17 protein-coding genes are annotated in these 15,880 nt (G+C 72.4%); 7 read left to right on the forward strand and 10 right to left on the reverse strand.

What is annotated here, in order from left to right; translation table 11 throughout:
- The first annotated feature begins 205 nt into the window (after nucleotides 1-205).
- The 5 genes from N7L95_RS18095 to N7L95_RS18115 all read left to right on the forward strand — a co-directional run bounded on the left by N7L95_RS18095 (nucleotide 206) and on the right by N7L95_RS18115 (nucleotide 6,465).
- Nucleotides 206-739, forward strand: a complete 534-nt coding sequence (locus tag N7L95_RS18095) for a hypothetical protein (RefSeq protein ID WP_301256642.1) — start codon at nucleotides 206-208, stop codon at nucleotides 737-739.
- 148 nt (nucleotides 740-887) lie between these two features.
- Nucleotides 888-3,389: a penicillin-binding protein 1A gene (locus N7L95_RS18100; RefSeq protein WP_301256643.1), complete on the forward strand. Its 2,502-nt coding sequence runs from the start codon at nucleotides 888-890 to the stop codon at nucleotides 3,387-3,389.
- Between the two features lie 188 nt (nucleotides 3,390-3,577).
- Nucleotides 3,578-4,321 carry a hypothetical protein gene (locus tag N7L95_RS18105; RefSeq protein WP_301256644.1) on the forward strand — a complete coding sequence of 248 codons (744 nt, stop codon included), beginning with the start codon at nucleotides 3,578-3,580 and terminating at the stop codon, nucleotides 4,319-4,321.
- Nucleotides 4,322-4,503: 182 nt separating this feature from the next.
- Nucleotides 4,504-5,271, forward strand: coding sequence for a carbonic anhydrase (locus N7L95_RS18110; RefSeq protein WP_301256645.1), 768 nt, complete (start codon nucleotides 4,504-4,506; stop codon nucleotides 5,269-5,271).
- Nucleotides 5,272-5,430: 159 nt separating this feature from the next.
- On the forward strand, nucleotides 5,431-6,465 hold the full coding sequence (locus N7L95_RS18115; RefSeq protein WP_301256646.1) for an STAS-like domain-containing protein: 1,035 nt from the start codon (nucleotides 5,431-5,433) through the stop codon (nucleotides 6,463-6,465).
- A gap of 33 nt (nucleotides 6,466-6,498) precedes the next feature.
- Here the strand turns inward: N7L95_RS18115 and N7L95_RS18120 are convergent, their stop codons facing one another.
- Entirely contained in the window at nucleotides 6,499-7,713 is a 1,215-nt protein-coding gene (locus N7L95_RS18120) for an AGE family epimerase/isomerase (protein ID WP_301256647.1), read from the reverse strand.
- 134 nt (nucleotides 7,714-7,847) lie between these two features.
- On the opposite strand from N7L95_RS18120, the gene N7L95_RS18125 reads away from it, so the two are divergent.
- Entirely contained in the window at nucleotides 7,848-8,393 is a 546-nt protein-coding gene (locus N7L95_RS18125) for a 2OG-Fe(II) oxygenase (RefSeq protein WP_301256648.1), read from the forward strand.
- A 40-nt stretch (nucleotides 8,394-8,433) separates the two neighbouring features.
- Here the strand turns inward: N7L95_RS18125 and N7L95_RS18130 are convergent, their stop codons facing one another.
- The 5 genes from N7L95_RS18130 to N7L95_RS18150 all read right to left on the reverse strand — a co-directional run bounded on the left by N7L95_RS18130 (nucleotide 8,434) and on the right by N7L95_RS18150 (nucleotide 13,598).
- Nucleotides 8,434-9,723, reverse strand: a complete 1,290-nt coding sequence (locus tag N7L95_RS18130; protein WP_301256649.1) for a cytochrome c — start codon at nucleotides 9,721-9,723, stop codon at nucleotides 8,434-8,436.
- A gap of 10 nt (nucleotides 9,724-9,733) precedes the next feature.
- A complete protein-coding gene (locus N7L95_RS18135) occupies nucleotides 9,734-10,459 on the reverse strand; it encodes a c-type cytochrome (protein ID WP_301256650.1) in 726 nt (241 codons plus the stop codon).
- Nucleotides 10,460-10,576: 117 nt separating this feature from the next.
- Nucleotides 10,577-11,626 (reverse strand): alpha/beta fold hydrolase, encoded by a 1,050-nt coding sequence (locus tag N7L95_RS18140; RefSeq protein ID WP_301256651.1) that lies wholly within the window; start codon nucleotides 11,624-11,626, stop codon nucleotides 10,577-10,579.
- A gap of 44 nt (nucleotides 11,627-11,670) precedes the next feature.
- Nucleotides 11,671-12,642 (reverse strand): SDR family oxidoreductase, encoded by a 972-nt coding sequence (locus tag N7L95_RS18145; protein ID WP_301256652.1) that lies wholly within the window; start codon nucleotides 12,640-12,642, stop codon nucleotides 11,671-11,673.
- A gap of 92 nt (nucleotides 12,643-12,734) precedes the next feature.
- Nucleotides 12,735-13,598, reverse strand: coding sequence for a cyanophycinase (locus N7L95_RS18150; protein WP_301256653.1), 864 nt, complete (start codon nucleotides 13,596-13,598; stop codon nucleotides 12,735-12,737).
- 97 nt (nucleotides 13,599-13,695) lie between these two features.
- Between N7L95_RS18150 and N7L95_RS18155 the strand changes: the two genes are divergently transcribed.
- Complete coding sequence (locus N7L95_RS18155) at nucleotides 13,696-14,625, forward strand: NAD(P)/FAD-dependent oxidoreductase (RefSeq protein WP_301256654.1); 930 nt, start codon at nucleotides 13,696-13,698, stop codon at nucleotides 14,623-14,625.
- 36 nt (nucleotides 14,626-14,661) lie between these two features.
- Here the strand turns inward: N7L95_RS18155 and N7L95_RS18160 are convergent, their stop codons facing one another.
- The 4 genes from N7L95_RS18160 to N7L95_RS18175 form a co-directional block, all read right to left on the reverse strand.
- Nucleotides 14,662-14,889, reverse strand: coding sequence for a hypothetical protein (locus N7L95_RS18160; RefSeq protein ID WP_301256655.1), 228 nt, complete (start codon nucleotides 14,887-14,889; stop codon nucleotides 14,662-14,664).
- A gap of 33 nt (nucleotides 14,890-14,922) precedes the next feature.
- The gene (locus tag N7L95_RS18165) at nucleotides 14,923-15,105 is read right to left on the reverse strand and encodes a hypothetical protein (RefSeq protein WP_301256656.1); all 183 of its coding nucleotides are present in this window, start codon (nucleotides 15,103-15,105) and stop codon (nucleotides 14,923-14,925) included.
- A gap of 70 nt (nucleotides 15,106-15,175) precedes the next feature.
- On the reverse strand, nucleotides 15,176-15,496 hold the full coding sequence (locus N7L95_RS18170; RefSeq protein WP_301256657.1) for a hypothetical protein: 321 nt from the start codon (nucleotides 15,494-15,496) through the stop codon (nucleotides 15,176-15,178).
- 23 nt (nucleotides 15,497-15,519) lie between these two features.
- On the reverse strand, nucleotides 15,520-15,747 hold the full coding sequence (locus N7L95_RS18175) for a hypothetical protein (RefSeq protein WP_301256658.1): 228 nt from the start codon (nucleotides 15,745-15,747) through the stop codon (nucleotides 15,520-15,522).
- Nucleotides 15,748-15,880 lie beyond the last annotated feature (133 nt).

A 15,880-nucleotide genomic window follows, 5' to 3' on the forward strand; every position in this document is an offset into this window, starting at 1 on the left:
GCGGGCCGTACCGGCCAACTCGGCAAACGGCGTGCGCATGGGGTGGCCGGCTGTCCACCGACCAGGTCCAGCTGCTATAGTGATCAGGCTGGGTGTGCAGGACGCCCGCTCTCGCGAAAGCGCATCGCACCTGCCGCAAGCAGCTCGCTTGTTCCTCCTCCACTGCCGCCATCCGCGAGAACTGGCAAGACACCGTGGAGTTGGCATGCACAAGCATTCCCCCCGTTTTTTCTGTCCCGTTGACCGGTCTTCCAGTACCGGCTCGTCTGGCCACGCCGTTCCGGCGTCCACCGCCTTGCCGGGCAGCGCGCTCGATTTCGTGCGCCGGCAGGCGCGCCGCCTCCTGAAAGCCGCCCGCAGCGAGCAGCCGATGCATGCCTTGCCGGCGCTGCGCCGCCTGCAGGCGGCCGGCCTGTTCAGCGGATGGCGGCTGCCGGAGCTGTTCCGCCAGCGCGAGACCGTGCAGCTGAAGCATGTCCTGCGCGCCCTGGCCATGGAAGCCGGCCACCCTGACTGGGCCGGCTACAAGCAGGCCCTGGAGCCGCTGCCGGCCCAGGCGCTGGATGACTACCTGGTCGAGGAGTCGCGCGCCTGCGGGCTCAGCCCCTGGTTCAGCAATGAGGCCGAGGCCCGCGAGCATGCACGTTCGCACGGCGGGCGCGTCATCCGCTACCGCGGCCAGGCGGTGGTGGTGCCTCAGGAGCAGTTGCCCGGTCCCGGCGGGGGCGCCATCGGTTAACGCTCGTTAACGGACCGAAACGGCGGTAGCAAGAACCGCTCGCGCCGGGGCGCTATCGTAGTGACCGGTTGCACGGCCCCCGCCGGGGGCTGTTGCAATCGCCCAGCCCCGGGGCCGTGCTCGACGTGCCCCCTAGCCGGAGTCCGATTTGAGCACTGCCCCCAGGGCGCCGCGCGAGCGGCCCATCGAACGGCGCCCCGCGCGGCGCCCGACCTCGCCGCGCCGGCTGCGCCGGTGGCTGCTGGCGCTGGCCATCGGCCTGCCGGTGCTGCTGTGCGCCTACCTTGCCGTCATGGCGGCCGCCACGCCCGGCACCGCGGCGCTGCGCTCGGCGCATGCCGAGCGGCCCAGCGTGCTGCTGTCGGCCGATGGCCAGACGCTGGCCACCCTGCGCCGCACGACCCGCGAGCCGGTGACGCTGGACCGCGTCTCGCCGGTGCTGGTCCGGGCGCTCATCGCCACCGAAGATCACCGCTTCCACGAGCACGGCGGGGTGGACCTGCTGCGCAGCGTGTCGGCGGTGCTGCACACCGCCCTGGGTGATCCGCAGGGCGGCTCCACGCTCACCCAGCAGCTGGCGCGCAACCTCTTCCCGGAAGACATCGGCCGTTCGCGGTCGCTCAACCGCAAGGTCAAGGAGATGATCGCCGCGCGCCGCATCGAGGGCGTGTTGAGCAAGCAGCAGATCCTGGAGAGCTACCTCAACAACGTGCCCTTCCTGTATGGCGTGGTCGGCATCGAGATGGCCGCTCGCACCTATTTCGGCAAATCCGCCGCCACGCTGGACGCCCTGGAGAGCGCCACCCTGGTCGGCATGCTGAAGGGCACTTACTACTACAACCCGGTGATCCACCCGGAACGCGCGCTGGCGCGGCGCAACGTGGTGCTGTCGCAGATGGCGCGCCACGGCGTGCTGGCCGAGGACGAGGCGCGCGCGCTGGCCGCCCGGCCGTTGGGCCTGCAGTTCACCCGCCCCAGCGAGGATCTGGGCAGCGCGCCGCACTTCGCCGCCCACGTGCGCAAATGGCTGGTGGAATGGGCCGAGCTGCGCGGGCTGGATCCCTACCGCGATGGCCTGGTGGTGCAGACCACGCTGGACGCCGGCATGCAGGCCGCGGCCGAGCAGGCTTTGAGCGAGCAGACCGACGCCCTGCAGCAGGTGGCTGCGGTGGAGTGGAGCCGGCCGCGCCTGCCGGCACTGTCGTCGAGCGCGGCTGCCTACCGGGCGGCCGGCAAGGCCGAACCGTTCGCGCACTTCTGGCGCCAGGGGCAGGCGCTGCAGGCGGCCTTCATCCGCGAATCCGCCGAGTTCCGCAAGCGGGTGGCGGCCGGCACGAGCGAAGCCGAGGCGCTGGCCGCGCTGCAGGCCGACGACACCTTCCTGGCCCGATTGCGGGAAGAGAAGACGCGGCTGGAGGCCGGGTTCGTCGCGATCGACCCGCGCTCCGGCGAAGTGAAGGCCTGGGTCGGCAGCCGGGATTTCGCACGCGACCAGTTCGACCATGTGGTGCAGGCCCAGCGCCAGCCGGGCTCCACCTTCAAGCCCTTTGTCTATGCGGCGGCGCTGGAGAACGGCATCGAGCCCTACCGCCACTATCTGGATGCGCCGGTGGAGCTGCGCCAGGCCGACGGCAGCGTCTGGCGGCCGACCGACATGTCGGGCTCCAGCGGCCGTGAGATGAGCCTGCGCGAAGGCCTGGTCTATTCCAAGAACACCATCACCGCGCAGGTGATGCAAGAGGTTGGCGTGCCGGATGTGGCCGCGCTGGCGCGCGCGGCGGGCGTGCGCGAGAGCCGGCTCGACCCGGTGCCGTCGCTGGCGCTGGGCACCAGCCCGGTGACGCTGCTGGAGATGGTCAACGCCTATGCCACCATCGCGGCCCAGGGCGACTGGCGCGAGCCGGTGTTCGTGCGCCGCGTCACCGATGCCCGCGGCGAGGTGCTGGCCGAGTTCGCGCCGCGCAGCGAGCGGGCCTTCTCGTCGGAGTCGGCGGTGGAGCTGATCGACATGATGCGCGGCGTCATGCGCGAAGGCACCGGCGCCGGCGTGCGCAACCGCTTCGGCCTGAGCGCCGACTTTGCGGGCAAGACCGGTACCACCCAGAACAACACGGACGGCTGGTTCATCCTGATGCATCCCCAGCTGGTGGGCGGCGCCTGGGTGGGCTTCAACGACCAGCGGGTGACGATGCGCAGCGACTACTGGGGCCAGGGCGCGCACAACGCGGCGCTGGTGGTGGGCGATTTCTTCCGCAGCCTGCTCAAGCGCAAGGCGATCGATGCCGGCGCGAGCTTCCCGCCCTCGCGCTACCCGCCCCCGTCGGCCCTGCCCGAGCTGCCGGGGGAGGAAGCCTCCGGCACGGCCGATCCGCTGATGGAGGTGCCGCCCGATGGTGCACCGCCGCCGCCGCCCGAGCCCGAGGAAGAGGGGCCTGCCGGCCCGGAGGGGTCGCCGTCCGCACCGCTGCCCGGTGCTGCGGAGCTGGAGCGCACCGTGCGCAGCCTGCGCCAGGACATGACCGGCAACGGCGCTTCGCCGCCGGCCGCGCCACCGCCTGCCGCTGCCACCGTGCCGCCCGCCGGCACGCGCGGTGCGGGTGCCGGCGCGGTGCTCGACGTGCTGCGCCAGGACCCCGGTTTCGAGCCCTGAGCACCGGCCCACTCGCCGCCACCGGCCTGCCTGCCGGGCCGGCGGCGTCCGCGGCAGCCTCCTGCGACAGGCATCTGCATTGCCACGCTCGATACATCCGCGGCACCCGCGCGGCCGGGCGCCTGGGCGCGCGGCGGGCCGCGGGTGACCCGGCCTGCCACGCAGGACCCCGCAGAAAGGAGTTGGCGATGAGACAAACCGTGGTCGGCGTGTTCGACCGTTATGCCGCGGCCCAGCAAGCCGCCCGGGCCCTGGCCGCGCGCGGGATCGAGCACGACTGCATCCATCTGGCGCCGGACGGCGAGGCCGCGGGCGAGCCCGACGGTCATGGCGAGGACCGCGGCGTGGTGGGCCACCTGCGCGGCTTCTGGCACAGCCTGTTCGGCACGGGCGACGAGCCCGACGGCCAGCCGCCGGGCCGCGGTGCGGCGCGGGTCCAGGTGGAGGTGGACGACGAGCCGCGCGTGAACCTGGCGCGCGAGGCGCTGCTCGAGGCCGGCGCGGTGGACATCGAGGAGCACATGGACCGCCGCCACAGTGCAGCCGCCACCGCCGCCGCCGCCGGGGCGCCGCGCGTCGAGGCCGCCCCGCTGCCGCGCCGTGACCCGCCGCCGGCCCTGGCCGGCAGTGCCCTGCCGGTCCTGCAGGACGAGGTGCCGCAGCCCGGCGCACCGGCCGCCGCTGCCGACCCGGAGCACGACTTCCGCGTTCATTTCGAAGCCACCTATGGCGACGCCGGCGCCCGCTACGAAGACTACCTGCCGGCTTACCGCTTCGGCCGTGGCCTGGGGCACGACCGGCGGTACCTGGGCTGGGGCTGGGAGGCGGTGGAGCCGCAGGCCCGGCGGATGTGGACGCGCGTCAATCCCAGCCATCCGTGGGAGCACTTCCGGCGCGCGGTGCGCCATGCCTGGGAGCGGGTCCGCGGCTGAGGGCCGCCCGGTGTCCGCGGGCGGGCGCCGCCCTGACGCCGCACCGGAAGAAGGAAGCGCAGGTTTTTGGCGTGGCGCGGTCAACGTCGCCACCCTGCGAGCGTTGAGCCTGCAGCTTGGCGGACGGCCCCCTGATGGTCAGGGGCCAGCCGGCTCTGCCGAGCTGACCATGAGGCTGCCTGATGTTCCGCTTCTCCCCGCGCCTGAGCGCCGCGCTGTGTTCGATGGCCCTGTGTTCCTTGTCCGCCGCAGTGGCGGAGCCGGCGAAGTCGCCGCCGCATTGGGGCTATGCCGGCTCGCACGGCACCGCCCACTGGGCCCGGCTCGATGCCGGCTTCGCCACCTGCGCCAGCGGCCAGCGCCAGTCGCCGATCGACATCCGCGACGCCACGCCGGCCGCGCTGCCCGAGCTGGGCTTCAGCTACGGCAAGGTGGCGCCGGCCATCTTCAACAACGGCCACACGGTGCAGGTGAATGTGCCGGGCGGGCAGACCCTGCAGGTGGGCGAGCGGCGCTACGAGTTGCTGCAGTTCCACTTCCACACGCCCAGCGAGGAGAAGGTGGCGGGCAAGTCCAGCGCGATGGTGGCGCACTTCGTGCACCGGGATGCCGAAGGACGGCTCGGGGTGGTGGCGGTGCTGCTGCAACCCGGCGCCGCGGGCTCGGCCTTCGACGAGGTGCTGGCCCACCTGCCGCAGCGTGCCGGCGAGACGCTGAGCGTGGCCGACCTGGCGCTGGACCTGAACGCGCTGCTGCCGGCACAGCGGGGCTACTACGACTTCGAAGGCTCGCTGACGACACCGCCCTGCTCGGAAGGGGTGCACTGGATGGTGCTGCGCGAGCCGATGCGGGTGCAGCCCGAGCACCTGAAGGCCTTCCGCCGCCTGTACCCGGCCAATGCCCGCCCGGTGCAGCCGCTGCACGGGCGCGAGGTGCGCGTGTCGCAGTAGGCAGGGCGGGTGCCGGCCGCCGCGGTGCCGCGCCGTGGCCGGGCCGCTTTCGGCCTGCTGGCAAGTGGCATAAAAGCCGGCTTTCCGGCGCTCTTTGCGGCATTCGCCCGGGGCCGGATTGCGCACACTGGGCACCTTCTCAAGCGAGACGGGGATGCCATGCAACGCCTGAACCGCGTCGATCTGCAACGCTGGATCACGACCGGAGCCACTTTCCATCCACAAGACCTGAGCGCCGAGGCGGCTCGGCGCTTCGGGGTCGGCCGCAGCACCGCCTCGCGCGCGCTGCGGGAGTTGATCGACAGCGGCTGGCTGGTGCGCGAAGGCCGCAGCCGGCCGAGCTACCGCCCCGGCGTGATGCGCGAGGTGACACGCAGCTACCGGCTGGCCGGGCTGGATGAGCAGACGCCCTGGGAGCGCGACTTCGCCCCTTGCTTCGACCTGCCCGAAGGCGTGGCCGGCCTGGCCCACCACGCCTACACCGAGCTGCTGAACAACGCCATCGACCACAGCGGTGGCAGCCAGGTGACGGTGTCCATGCGGCAGAACCGCACCCACCTGCACCTGTTGATGAGCGACGACGGGTGTGGCGTGTTCGACCGTATCCGCGATGCCTTCGACATCGATGACGCACGCCTGGCCCTGCTGGAGCTCAGCAAGGGCAAGCTGACGAGCCAGCCCGAGCGCCACACCGGCCGCGGGCTGTTCTTCACCTCGCGCCTGTTCGACGTCTTCGACCTCTATGCCAACGGCCTGGTCTACCAGCACCAGCACTGGCAGCGGCGCGACTGGCTGTCGGCCAACCCACTGCACCGCCCGGGCAGCACCATCTTCATGTCCTTGCCGCTGAACACCACCCGCACGCTGGCCCAGGTGTACGAGGAACACGCCGCTGCCGACGGCGCCGACTTCGGCCGCACGGTGGTGCCGATGCGGCTGGCGCGGCTGGCCGGCGAAGACCTGGAGTCGCGTGCCCAGGCCAAGCGCATCGTGGCGCGCTTCCAGTCCTTCCAGACGGTGGAGCTCGACTTCGCCGACGTGCCGGTGATCGGCCAGGCCTTTGCCGACGAGCTGTTCCGCGTGTTCGCGCAGCAGCATCCCGGCGTCTCGCTGCGCCCGCTCAACATGAGCCCGGCGGTGGCGCAGTCGGTGCGCGAGGCGGTGGCACCCGCCCCGGCGCTGGCACGGGCCTGAGCCGCGGCGGCTCCCGGCCGCCGCGGGCCCGCCTCAGGCGGCGGGGAGTGTGCCGAGGATCTCGTAGCAGGCGCCGGTGGTGTGGTAGTCCACCTTGCCGGCAGGGCTCTTCTCGTCCGTGAGCTTGCGGTTGTCGCGAGTGAGGATGCGGAACCAGGCGCCATGCTGGTGGTCGACCCAGTGCTGCCAGGCATAGGCCCACAGCCGGTCATACCAGTCCCAGTAGCCGGCCTTGCCGGTGCGCTGCCCGAGCACCGCGGCAGCGGCCAGGGTCTCGCACTGCACCCAGTGGTACTTGTCGTCGTCGCACACCGAGAAGTCGGGCGCGAAGCCGTAGTACAGCCCGCCGTGCTCGGCATCCCAGGCGTGTTGCATCGCCGCCTCGAAGAGGGCCTCGGCGCGTGGCAGCAGCCAGGGCAGCGGGCGGTGCCGCTCGAGGATGAGCAGCAGCTTGGCCCATTCCGTCAGGTGCCCGGGCTGGAAGCCCCAGGGCCGGAAGATGTTGCTGCGGTCGTGGCGGTTGTAGTCCCAGTCGGGCGTCCAGTCGCTGCGGTAATGCTCCCACACCAGCCCGCCGGCCAGGCCGGCCTGCCGCTGCACGATGGACTCGGCCAGCGTGGCGGCGCGGTCCAGGAAGCGTGCCTCGCCAGTGGCCTCGTAGGCGGCCAGCAGGGCTTCGGTGGCATGCATGTTGGCGTTCTGGCCCCGGTAGGGCAGCAGCTGCCAGTCGGCCGTGGCTTCGTCGGCGTACAGCTGGTGCTGCGGCTCCCAGAAGCGCTGCTCCATCAGTTCCCAGGTCTCGTCGAGCCATTCGCGCGCCTCCGCCACGCCGGCCTGCAGCGCATGCGCATAGGCCAGCAGCACGAAGGCCAGGCCGTAGCAGTGGTTGGTGGCGTCGGTCACCTCGGCCCGGCCGTCCTGCCAGCGCAGCTGCCAGGCATAGCCGCCGGTGGCCGGGTTGCGGTGCACCTCCCGCAGGAAGCGCACCGCGCGTTGCAGGTGGTCGCGGTAGGCCGGCTCGTCGAAATGGCGCGCGGCCATGGCCCACAGGAAGACGAAGCGGGTGCTGCTCACCAGGTGGCGGGTGTGCGCGTCGTAGACGGTGCCGTCGTCCCTGAAGAAGTGGAAGAAGCCGCCGCTGGGGTCGACCGCGCGCGGATGGTAGAAGGCCAGGATGTCGTGCACATGGTCGAGCACGGCCTGGCGGCGGTGGAAGTCGGGCAGGGCGGGGGGCAGCGCAGCAGGCATGGCAATGGGCTCTCGTCGGTGGTCAGGCAGTGGGTCGGCGCGGTGTCGGCGCAGGGATCGGCAAGGCCGATATGTTCACACAGAAAACAAAGCGTGGGAGCGGCGGCGGTGCGGCGAGCCGCGAGAATCGCCCCGTGCAGATCGATCACCACCACCCGGATGTCTTTTCGCTGCCCGGCTTTCGCAGCCCCGAGGCCTGTGCCGCGCTGATCCTGGCCGCCGAGGCGCAGGGCTTCGCTGCGGCCGGCGTGCAGACCGCGCAGGGCGTGCGAATGATGAGCCACATCCGCAACAACGACCGCCTGCTGTACCCCTCGCCTGCCTGGGCGGCCGCGTTCTGGGAAGATCTGCGGCGGCTGCCGCTGCCTGTCATCGACGGGCAGGTGGCGCAGGGAGTCTCGGAGCAGTTCCGCTTCTACCGCTACCTGCCCGGCCAGCGCTTCAAGATGCACAAGGACGGCCGGTTGCGCGAACGCGGGCTGGAGAGCCGGCTGACCTTCCTGCTCTACCTGAATGACGGTTTCTCCGGCGGCGAGACCGACTTCCGCGAGTTCCAGGTGGCGCCGGCCGTCGGCACCGCGCTGCTGTTCGTGCACGAGACCTGGCACGAGGGCCGCGCCCTCACCGCCGGCAGCAAGTACGTGCTGCGCTCGGACCTGCTGTACGGGCCGGCGGGCTGAGCCCCGGCCGCGAGGGCGGGCCGCACCGCGGCCGCCGCCGCTACTCGCCGCGGCCTTGCCGGAAGCGCAGCACGTCCAGCTGCGACACCGGTGCCGCCTGGTTGCCCCAGGACTGGCGGATGTAGGTCAGCACCGATGCGATCTCGGCGTCGTCCAGCACATGGGTGAAGGGCGGCATGCCGTAGGGGCGCGGGTTGCTCGCGGTGGACGGCGCGAAGCCGCCGTGCAGCACCACCTGGATCAGGTTGGCCGGCGTGCCGAGCGTGACGGCCCGGTTGCCCGACAGCGCCGGGTAGGCCCGCGGCGCGCCCTCGCCCGAGGCGCCATGGCACTGCAGGCACTGCGCCTCGTAGATCTTGCCGCCGCGCGCCAGCTCGGCCGGCTCCGCGGCAGCCACGCTGGCCGGCGGGCGGGCCGGAGCCTGCGGCAGCTCCTTCAGGAAGACCGCGACCGCCCGCAGGTCGGCCGCCGACAGGTGCTGGGTGCTGCTGTAGACCACCTCGGCCATCGGCCCCATGGCGGAGCCGTGCGGCGACACGCCGCTTTGCAGCAGCGCCACCACGTCTTCCACCGGCCAGCTGGCCACGCCTGCCTCGCCGGCGTCGCTCAGCGAAGGGGCGTACCAGTTCTGCATCGGGATCAGGCCACCGCTGAGCTCCAGGCGCTCGCTGGTGGCGCCGAACACGTTGCGGGCCGCATGGCAGGCGTTGCAATGGCCCAGTCCGCGCACCAGGTAGGCGCCGCGGTTCCATTGCGCCGAGCGTTGCGGCTCGGGCTGGTAGCTGCCCGGGCGGAAGAACATCACCCGCCATGCCGCCAGTGCGAGCTGGCTGTCGAACGGGAAGCGCAGCTGGTGGGCGGGCGTCGGCTGGGCCACCGGCGGCAGGCTTTTCAGGTAGGCGAACAGGGCGTCGCTGTCCTCGCGCGTGACGGTGGTGTAGTTGGGGTAGGGAAAGGCGGGGTAGAGCAGCCGGCCGTCGCGCGAGCGGCCGTGGTGCATCGCGCGCCAGAACTCGGCGGCATTCCACGACCCGAGGCCGGTGCGGGCGTCGGGCGTCAGGTTGCTGGCATAGAGGGTGCCGAAGGGCGTCTCGATGGCGCGGCCGCCGGCATAGGGGGCGCCGCCGCGGGCGGTGTGGCAGGCGATGCAGTTGCCGGCGCGCGCCAGGTAGGCGCCGCGCTGCACCAGCGCCGCGTCGCCGGTGCCGGCGGCAGCCGTCGGCCCGGCTTCCAGTGCCTCTTCGTCGTGGACATGCAGCAGGGTCACGGCCAGGCCGAGGGCCAGCAGCACAAGCAGCAGGAGGAACAGGATCCGCAGCGTCTTCTTCATGCTGCGCTCCTCACTGTGCGCCCACGCCGCCGCAGGCGACCGGCAGCGCTTGGGGCAGGGCCGCCACCGGCTTTGCATCGGCCGGCACTGGCTGGGAGGACAGCCAGGTCGAGACGGCGGCGATGTCCTCGGGCGTCAGCTGGCTGGCGATCTTGGCCATGCAGTCGGGCGCATGGGCGCGCCGCTGCGCGTTCTTCCAGGCGCCCAGCTGGCCGTTGAGGTAGTCGCGTGGCACTCCCAGCAACCCGGGAATGGACGGCTTGACGCCAGTGAGCGCGTTGCCATGGCAGGCCACGCAGGCCGGCAGCTGGCGGGCCGGGTCGCCCTGCTGCACCAGCCGGCGGCCATGCTCGAGCTGGGCCGCCGGTGCGCCGCTGGTCTGCGGCGGCGGGTAGGGCAGGTCGAGCGAGGCGAAGTGCTGCGCGATCTCCATCAGGTAGGCGTCGGACAGGTGCTCCACCAGGTAGGTCATCAGCGGGTAATGGCGGCGGCCTTCGCGGAAGTTGACCAGCTGGTTGTACAGGTAGCCGGCCGGCTTGCCGGCAATGCGCGGGAAGTAACCCTGGTTGGTGGCCCGCCCCTCCTTGCCATGGCAGGTGGTGCAGGCGGCGGCACGTTGGGCGATGGTGTCAGGCACCTGGCCGGGCGCCGCCGCAGGCGCGGCGCCGGCCGGCGACATCGACAGCAGGCCGGCCGACAGGCCGCCGGCAAGGCGCAACAGAAGTGGAGCGGGCATCGTGGGCAGCAGGGTGGGTTCAGGCGGGCACCAGGCAGCGCGCTGGCCGGGCCTGGCGAGGCGGCGATGTTACTCCGGGCGCCGGCCGGTGCAGGCGCTGCCGCACGGGGTGGCCGGTCATGCGGGCGCCGAGGTGCGGGCCAGCCAGTCGAACAGGGCCGGCCACAGGCGGCGGTGGGCGCTCTCGCCGGTCAGGCTGCCGACATGCTGCAGCAGCACGTCGGGATCGCCGTCGTACGACAGCACCAGCTTGTCGGCGCTCGATGCGGCATGGTGGAAGGCCAGCCCGGAGGCGGGCGGGATCGCGTCGGCCCGCGGGTCCACCACGGTGGCGAGCGGGGCCCGCAGGTCGGCCGGCCGCACCCGCTGGCCGAGCAGCTCCAGCTCGCCCCGCATCAGCCGGTCCTGCCGGTAGAGGCCGTCCACCACTTCGGCGAACAGCCGGCCGGGCAGCGCTAATTCGTCCAGGCTCCAGCGCAGCGCCATCAGGTAGGTGCGCAGCGCCTCGCCGCCGCGGGCGGCGGCCGCGAGGCCGGCGGCCCGCCGCTGCCAGATGAATTCCTTCGGCGAGGCCAGCACCGCGGCGGCGTTCAGCACGCTGCCCGGCACCCGGCCCAGCGCGGCGGCCATCGGCGTGGCGCTGGGCGTGGCCTGCAGCAGCGGCGCAAAGGCCCCGGCGTCCTGGGCGAAATGCAGCGGTGCTTCGAGCAGCACCAGCGCGCGCAGCCGGTCGGGGTGGCGGGTGGCATGCAGCGCCGCCAAGGTGCCGCCCAGCGAATGGCCGGCCAGGTGGGGCACCTGGCCGGTGGCCGCCTCGATGGTGTCGACGCAGCGGGCCAGGTGGGACACGTAGCGGTCCAGCCCGTCCTCTGGCGAGGCTTCGGTCCACTCGGACAGCCAGACGTCGAGCCCGCGGCGCTGCGCATGGGCCACCACGCTGCAGCCGGGGTGCAGGTCCCAGATGTAGTGCCGCTTGATCGGCGCCGGCACCAGCAGCAGGGCCGCGCCGCCGGCACCGTTCGCCGGGTAGCGGCGCAGGCGCAGGCCCGGCTCGTTCAGCACGTCGGTGCTGGGGGTCTGGCGGGGTGCCAGGCCGGCGGCGTCCAGGCCCAGGCCGGTCCAGCGGCGCAGGTCGTCCAGCGCGTGCCAGGGGGTGATGCCGATCATGGTCGGCCTTGCGTGCAGGCGCCCGGCATGGCGATGGCCTGGCCTCAGCGCCGGCGTTGCAGGTAGAGCGCCAGCGCAGTGCCGGCCAGCAGCAGCACGCCGGCCGCCGGCACCGCCCGGCGCAGGGCCGGCGAGCGGAAGCCGCCGTAGATGCCACCGCCCTGCGGCGGCGGCTCGAACAGGTTGCCGTGCGTGCGCGGCACCGGCTGGGCCCGGCGGAAGTAGGACTCGGTGAGCCGGCCCATCATCCAGGTGGTGAGGCCGGGCGCGAGGAAGTGGCCGAGCCGGATCACGGTGGCCGCGCCGCCCACCGTCACCGAGCGGCGCGGGCGGCGCGCCAGCGACACCATCGCATTGGCCACCCGCTGTGGGTCGTAGAGCGGCGGCAGCGGCTTGATGAGCTTGCCGATGTAGTTGGCGCCATGGCGCAGCCCCGGCGTGTCGATGAAGGCCGGGAAGACATCGCAGACGTGGATGCCGGGCCAGCGGGTCAGCTCGCCGCGCAGCGCTTCGGAAAAGCCGCGCAGGCCGAACTTGCTGGCGCTGTAGGCCACCGCGTAAGGCGCCGGCGCCCAGCCGCCGACCGAGATGGTGTTGATCAGCACCCCCGAGCGCTGCGACTGGAAATAGGGCAGCACCGCATGCGCGCCATGCAGGTGGCCGATGAGGTTGGTACGGATGACCTGCTCGTGGGCTTCTGCCGGTGTGTCGGTGAACGGCCCGACGGCGCCGACGCCGGCATTGTTGATCCACACGTCGATGGCGCCGAAGCGGGCGAAGGCGGACTCGGCGAGGTCGTGCATCGCGTCGGCGCTGGTCACGTCGGTCGGCACCACCAGCGTCTCGACGCCGAAGGGCTCGCATTCGGCGGCCACCTCGCGCAGGGCCGCATCGCGGCGCGAGGCGAGCACGAGGTTGGCACCCGCGCGGGCGAAGGCGATGGCCGCCGCCCGCCCGATGCCGCTGGAAGCGCCCGTCAGCACCACCGTGGCGCCGCGCAGATCACGCTCTTGCATTGTTGACCTCCTGGAAGGGACAGTAGAAGCGGGGCCGGCAAGGCCCGTGCCTGTCGCGTGCCGCCCACACCGCCCCGCGGCGGCGACGCGCCCTACAGCGTCTGCACCTTGCAGAGCCCGCTGACCAGGTCGCGGATGCGGGGCGAGACGTTCTGCGACGGCGCCTGGTCATCCGGAAAATGCCGGGCCGAGGCAGGCAACAGATGCACCCGCACATCGGCCAGCTGCAGCGCCGAGCCGTCCTCCCTCTCGAGGAAGTCGAAGCCCATGTCCCGGCCGTCCATCAACGTCACCGCGCCGTCGCCGACCACCTCGAGGCCGCGTCCGCCATGCACCACCAGCGCGGTGTTCTCGTCGATGCCGACGCCGACCAGCTTGGGGTTGTGGGCCACCGCGGCCAGCAGCCGGCCCAGGCGCTGGCGCTCGGAGAAATGCTGGTCGATGACGGCATCGGCCACGAAGCCGAGGCCGACGCCCAGGCAGGCGGCCTCGCGCTCGGGGTGCACGTCGGCGGCGCTGCGCGAGAGCATGTGCTCCGACAGGGCCGAGGCGCCGGCGCTGGTGCCGCCCACGCACAGCCCCTGCTCGGCATAGGCATTGCGCATGGTCTTGCAGAGCTCGGTGCCGCCGAGCAGCGCCAGCAGGCGCTTCTGGTCGCCGCCCGTCATGAAGACGCCGCCGGCCGCCTCGACCTTGGCCGCCAAGGCAGCCTGGTCGGCATCTTCACGGGTGAGGATCTTCACATGTTCGCAGTCCTGCACACCCAGCTCGCCGAAGGCCTCACGGTAGGTCTTCCACATCTCTTCCGGCTCGGTGCTGGCAGCGGTGATGACGAGCACCTTGCCGTGGCCGGCAAGGTCGACAAAACGTTGCAGGATGGACTTGCTCTCGGTGCGATCTTCGGCACCGCCGATGATGACCAGGTGGCCGGCCGGGGACGATGGGCTGGATGTCATGCAGCTGCTCCGCTGTGGCAACGAGCCTTTCCAGCAATCGCCGCGCCAGCGGCGGCACGCCGCTTGCGGCGCTGCTTCATCGAAAGGCTTTCCCGACATGAACGACTCGTCTCCCCTGCACGACTGCCTCATCATCGGCGCCGGCCCGGCCGGCCTGATGGCGGGCATTTATCTGCGCCGCTTCCACCGCGACGTGCGCATCCTCGATGCCGGCGCGAGCCGCGCCAAGCGCATCCCGACCTCACACAACTGCCCCGGATTTCCGGATGGGGTGAGCGGCCATGAGCTGCTGCAGCGGCTGCGGCAGCAGCTCGAGGGCTGCGGTGGCTGCGTCGAGTCCGGCCAGGTGCAGCAACTGCGGCGCGATGCGGGCGACGGCGTGTTCACCGCCCAGGCCGGTGCGCGGGTGTGGCGCAGCCGCAGCGTGGTGCTGGCCACCGGGGTGGTGGACGTCGAGCCGCAGCTGCCGGGCATCGACGCGCTGCGCGGGCGGGCCCTGCTGCGCTATTGCCCGATCTGTGACGGCTTCGAGTTCAGCGGCCAGCGCATCGGTGTGGTCGGCCGCGGCCGGCATGGCGCGCGCGAGGCGCTGTTCGTGCGCAACTACAGCGCGCGCGTCACGCTGCTGTGCCTGCAACCCGGCGACCGGCCGGATGCCGAAGCGCTCGGCTGGCTGCAGGAGGCCCAGGTGCGGGTGCTGGACGGGCCCTTCACCGGTGTGGAGGAGAGCGCCGAAGGCGCGGCCACGGCGGTGGCCGAGGACGGCCAGCGCCACGGCTTCGACGTGCTGTATGCCGCCCTCGGCTCCACCGCGCGCTCGGAACTCGCGAGCCAGCTGGGGGCGGCCATGGACGCCAGCGGCTGCCTCACCGTGGACAGCCACCTGCGCACCAGCGTCGAGGGTCTCTATGCCGCCGGCGACGTGGTCAGCAGCCTGGACCAGGTGGCGGTGGCGCTGGGCCAGGCCGCGATCGCGGCCGCCGCCATCCACAACAGCCTGCCGCCGCGGCGCCAGCCGGCCGGCTGACGGCGGGTTGGCCGCGGGCTGGCGGCCGGACCGCCTTCAGTGCACCGGCGTGCGCATCAGCCGGCGCGAGGCGGCCGAGAAGGCGCGGCGGGGCGCGCGCTGCGCGGCCCGGGCGGCGACGTCCTCGGGCGCGCCGCCCTCCTCGTCGCGCTCCCACAGTTCGGCGGCGAGTTCCACCGCCTGGTCCACATCCATCTCGGGGCGCTGGCTCAGCAGGCATTCGGCACAGCGCTCGATCCAGGAAATCTTGGTCGTGGTCTGCATGGTGTGCTCCGTGTGGACGGGTGAGGCGAGGGCTCAGCCCTTGATGTCATCCTGGTTGTCGGCGTCCTTGGAGCGTGCCGGCGGGCGGTGCGCTTCCGGCACTGCGGCAGCGCCGATCTCGCGGGCCGTCTCGTCGAGGCCTTCGCGCGTCTTCACATGGTCCAGCGCTTCCTTCTTGGGCGAAGCCGGGCCGGCGGGTCGGTTGGCATTGGGCATGGTCGTGACTCCTGTCGAAGGCCGCAGCAGCGCGGGGCGCCGTGCGGCCGGGTGGGAATGGATGGGGTGCTCAGTGCTGCAGCCGGTCGCGCTTGGCAGCGTTGTAGTCGCCGCCCGCGGTGCGACCGTCGCCGAGGCTGTTGCCGCTGCCGGCTTCCTCGCACTGGCGGCCCACGCAGTCGGCCGGCTGGCCGGTGGCAGCCGTGCCTTGCGGCCGGCCTTCCACCGGGGCCTCGCTGCTGCGCGCCTGCGGCGTGGCGCCGGAGGTGCCGTCATCGGCCGGGGCGGCGTCGTAGGACACGTCCTGGTCGGGCAGCACGCCTTCGGCCGGGGCGCGGGTGCTGCGTTGCGGGGTGCCCTGCGGGCGGGAACTGCGGGGAGTGGACTGCATAACGACTCCTGCGGCGAGGCGCGTCAATGGCGCGTCTCCGGTTGAAGATTGGGCGCGATGGCGTGCGGTTCCAGGTGGGCTTGCCAGACCGCCATTTCAGCGTCGGCCGCCTGTTCCGGACTCTCTTCGCGCTCGGCATGGCTCCACAGCGCAGCAGCGAGCTGGATGGCTTGGTCGGTCTCCAGCGCCGGGTGCCGGACCAGAAAACGTTCGGCGCAGCGGCGTATCCAGTCGAGCTTGGATGCTTGCATGGTGGAACTCCTCCTGGGTAGCTCCTACCGTGCAAGCGGCGTGCCGCCACGGGAAATCCTGCCGCGTCAGGTCGCAGGGCCGGGCCGGCGCGGCGGGGCCGCCCGGCGGCCGGCAGGCTTTACCACCTCGAGC

It is taken from the genome of Eleftheria terrae (genome assembly GCF_030419005.1).
GTDB lineage: Bacteria > Pseudomonadota > Gammaproteobacteria > Burkholderiales > Burkholderiaceae_C > Caldimonas > Caldimonas terrae.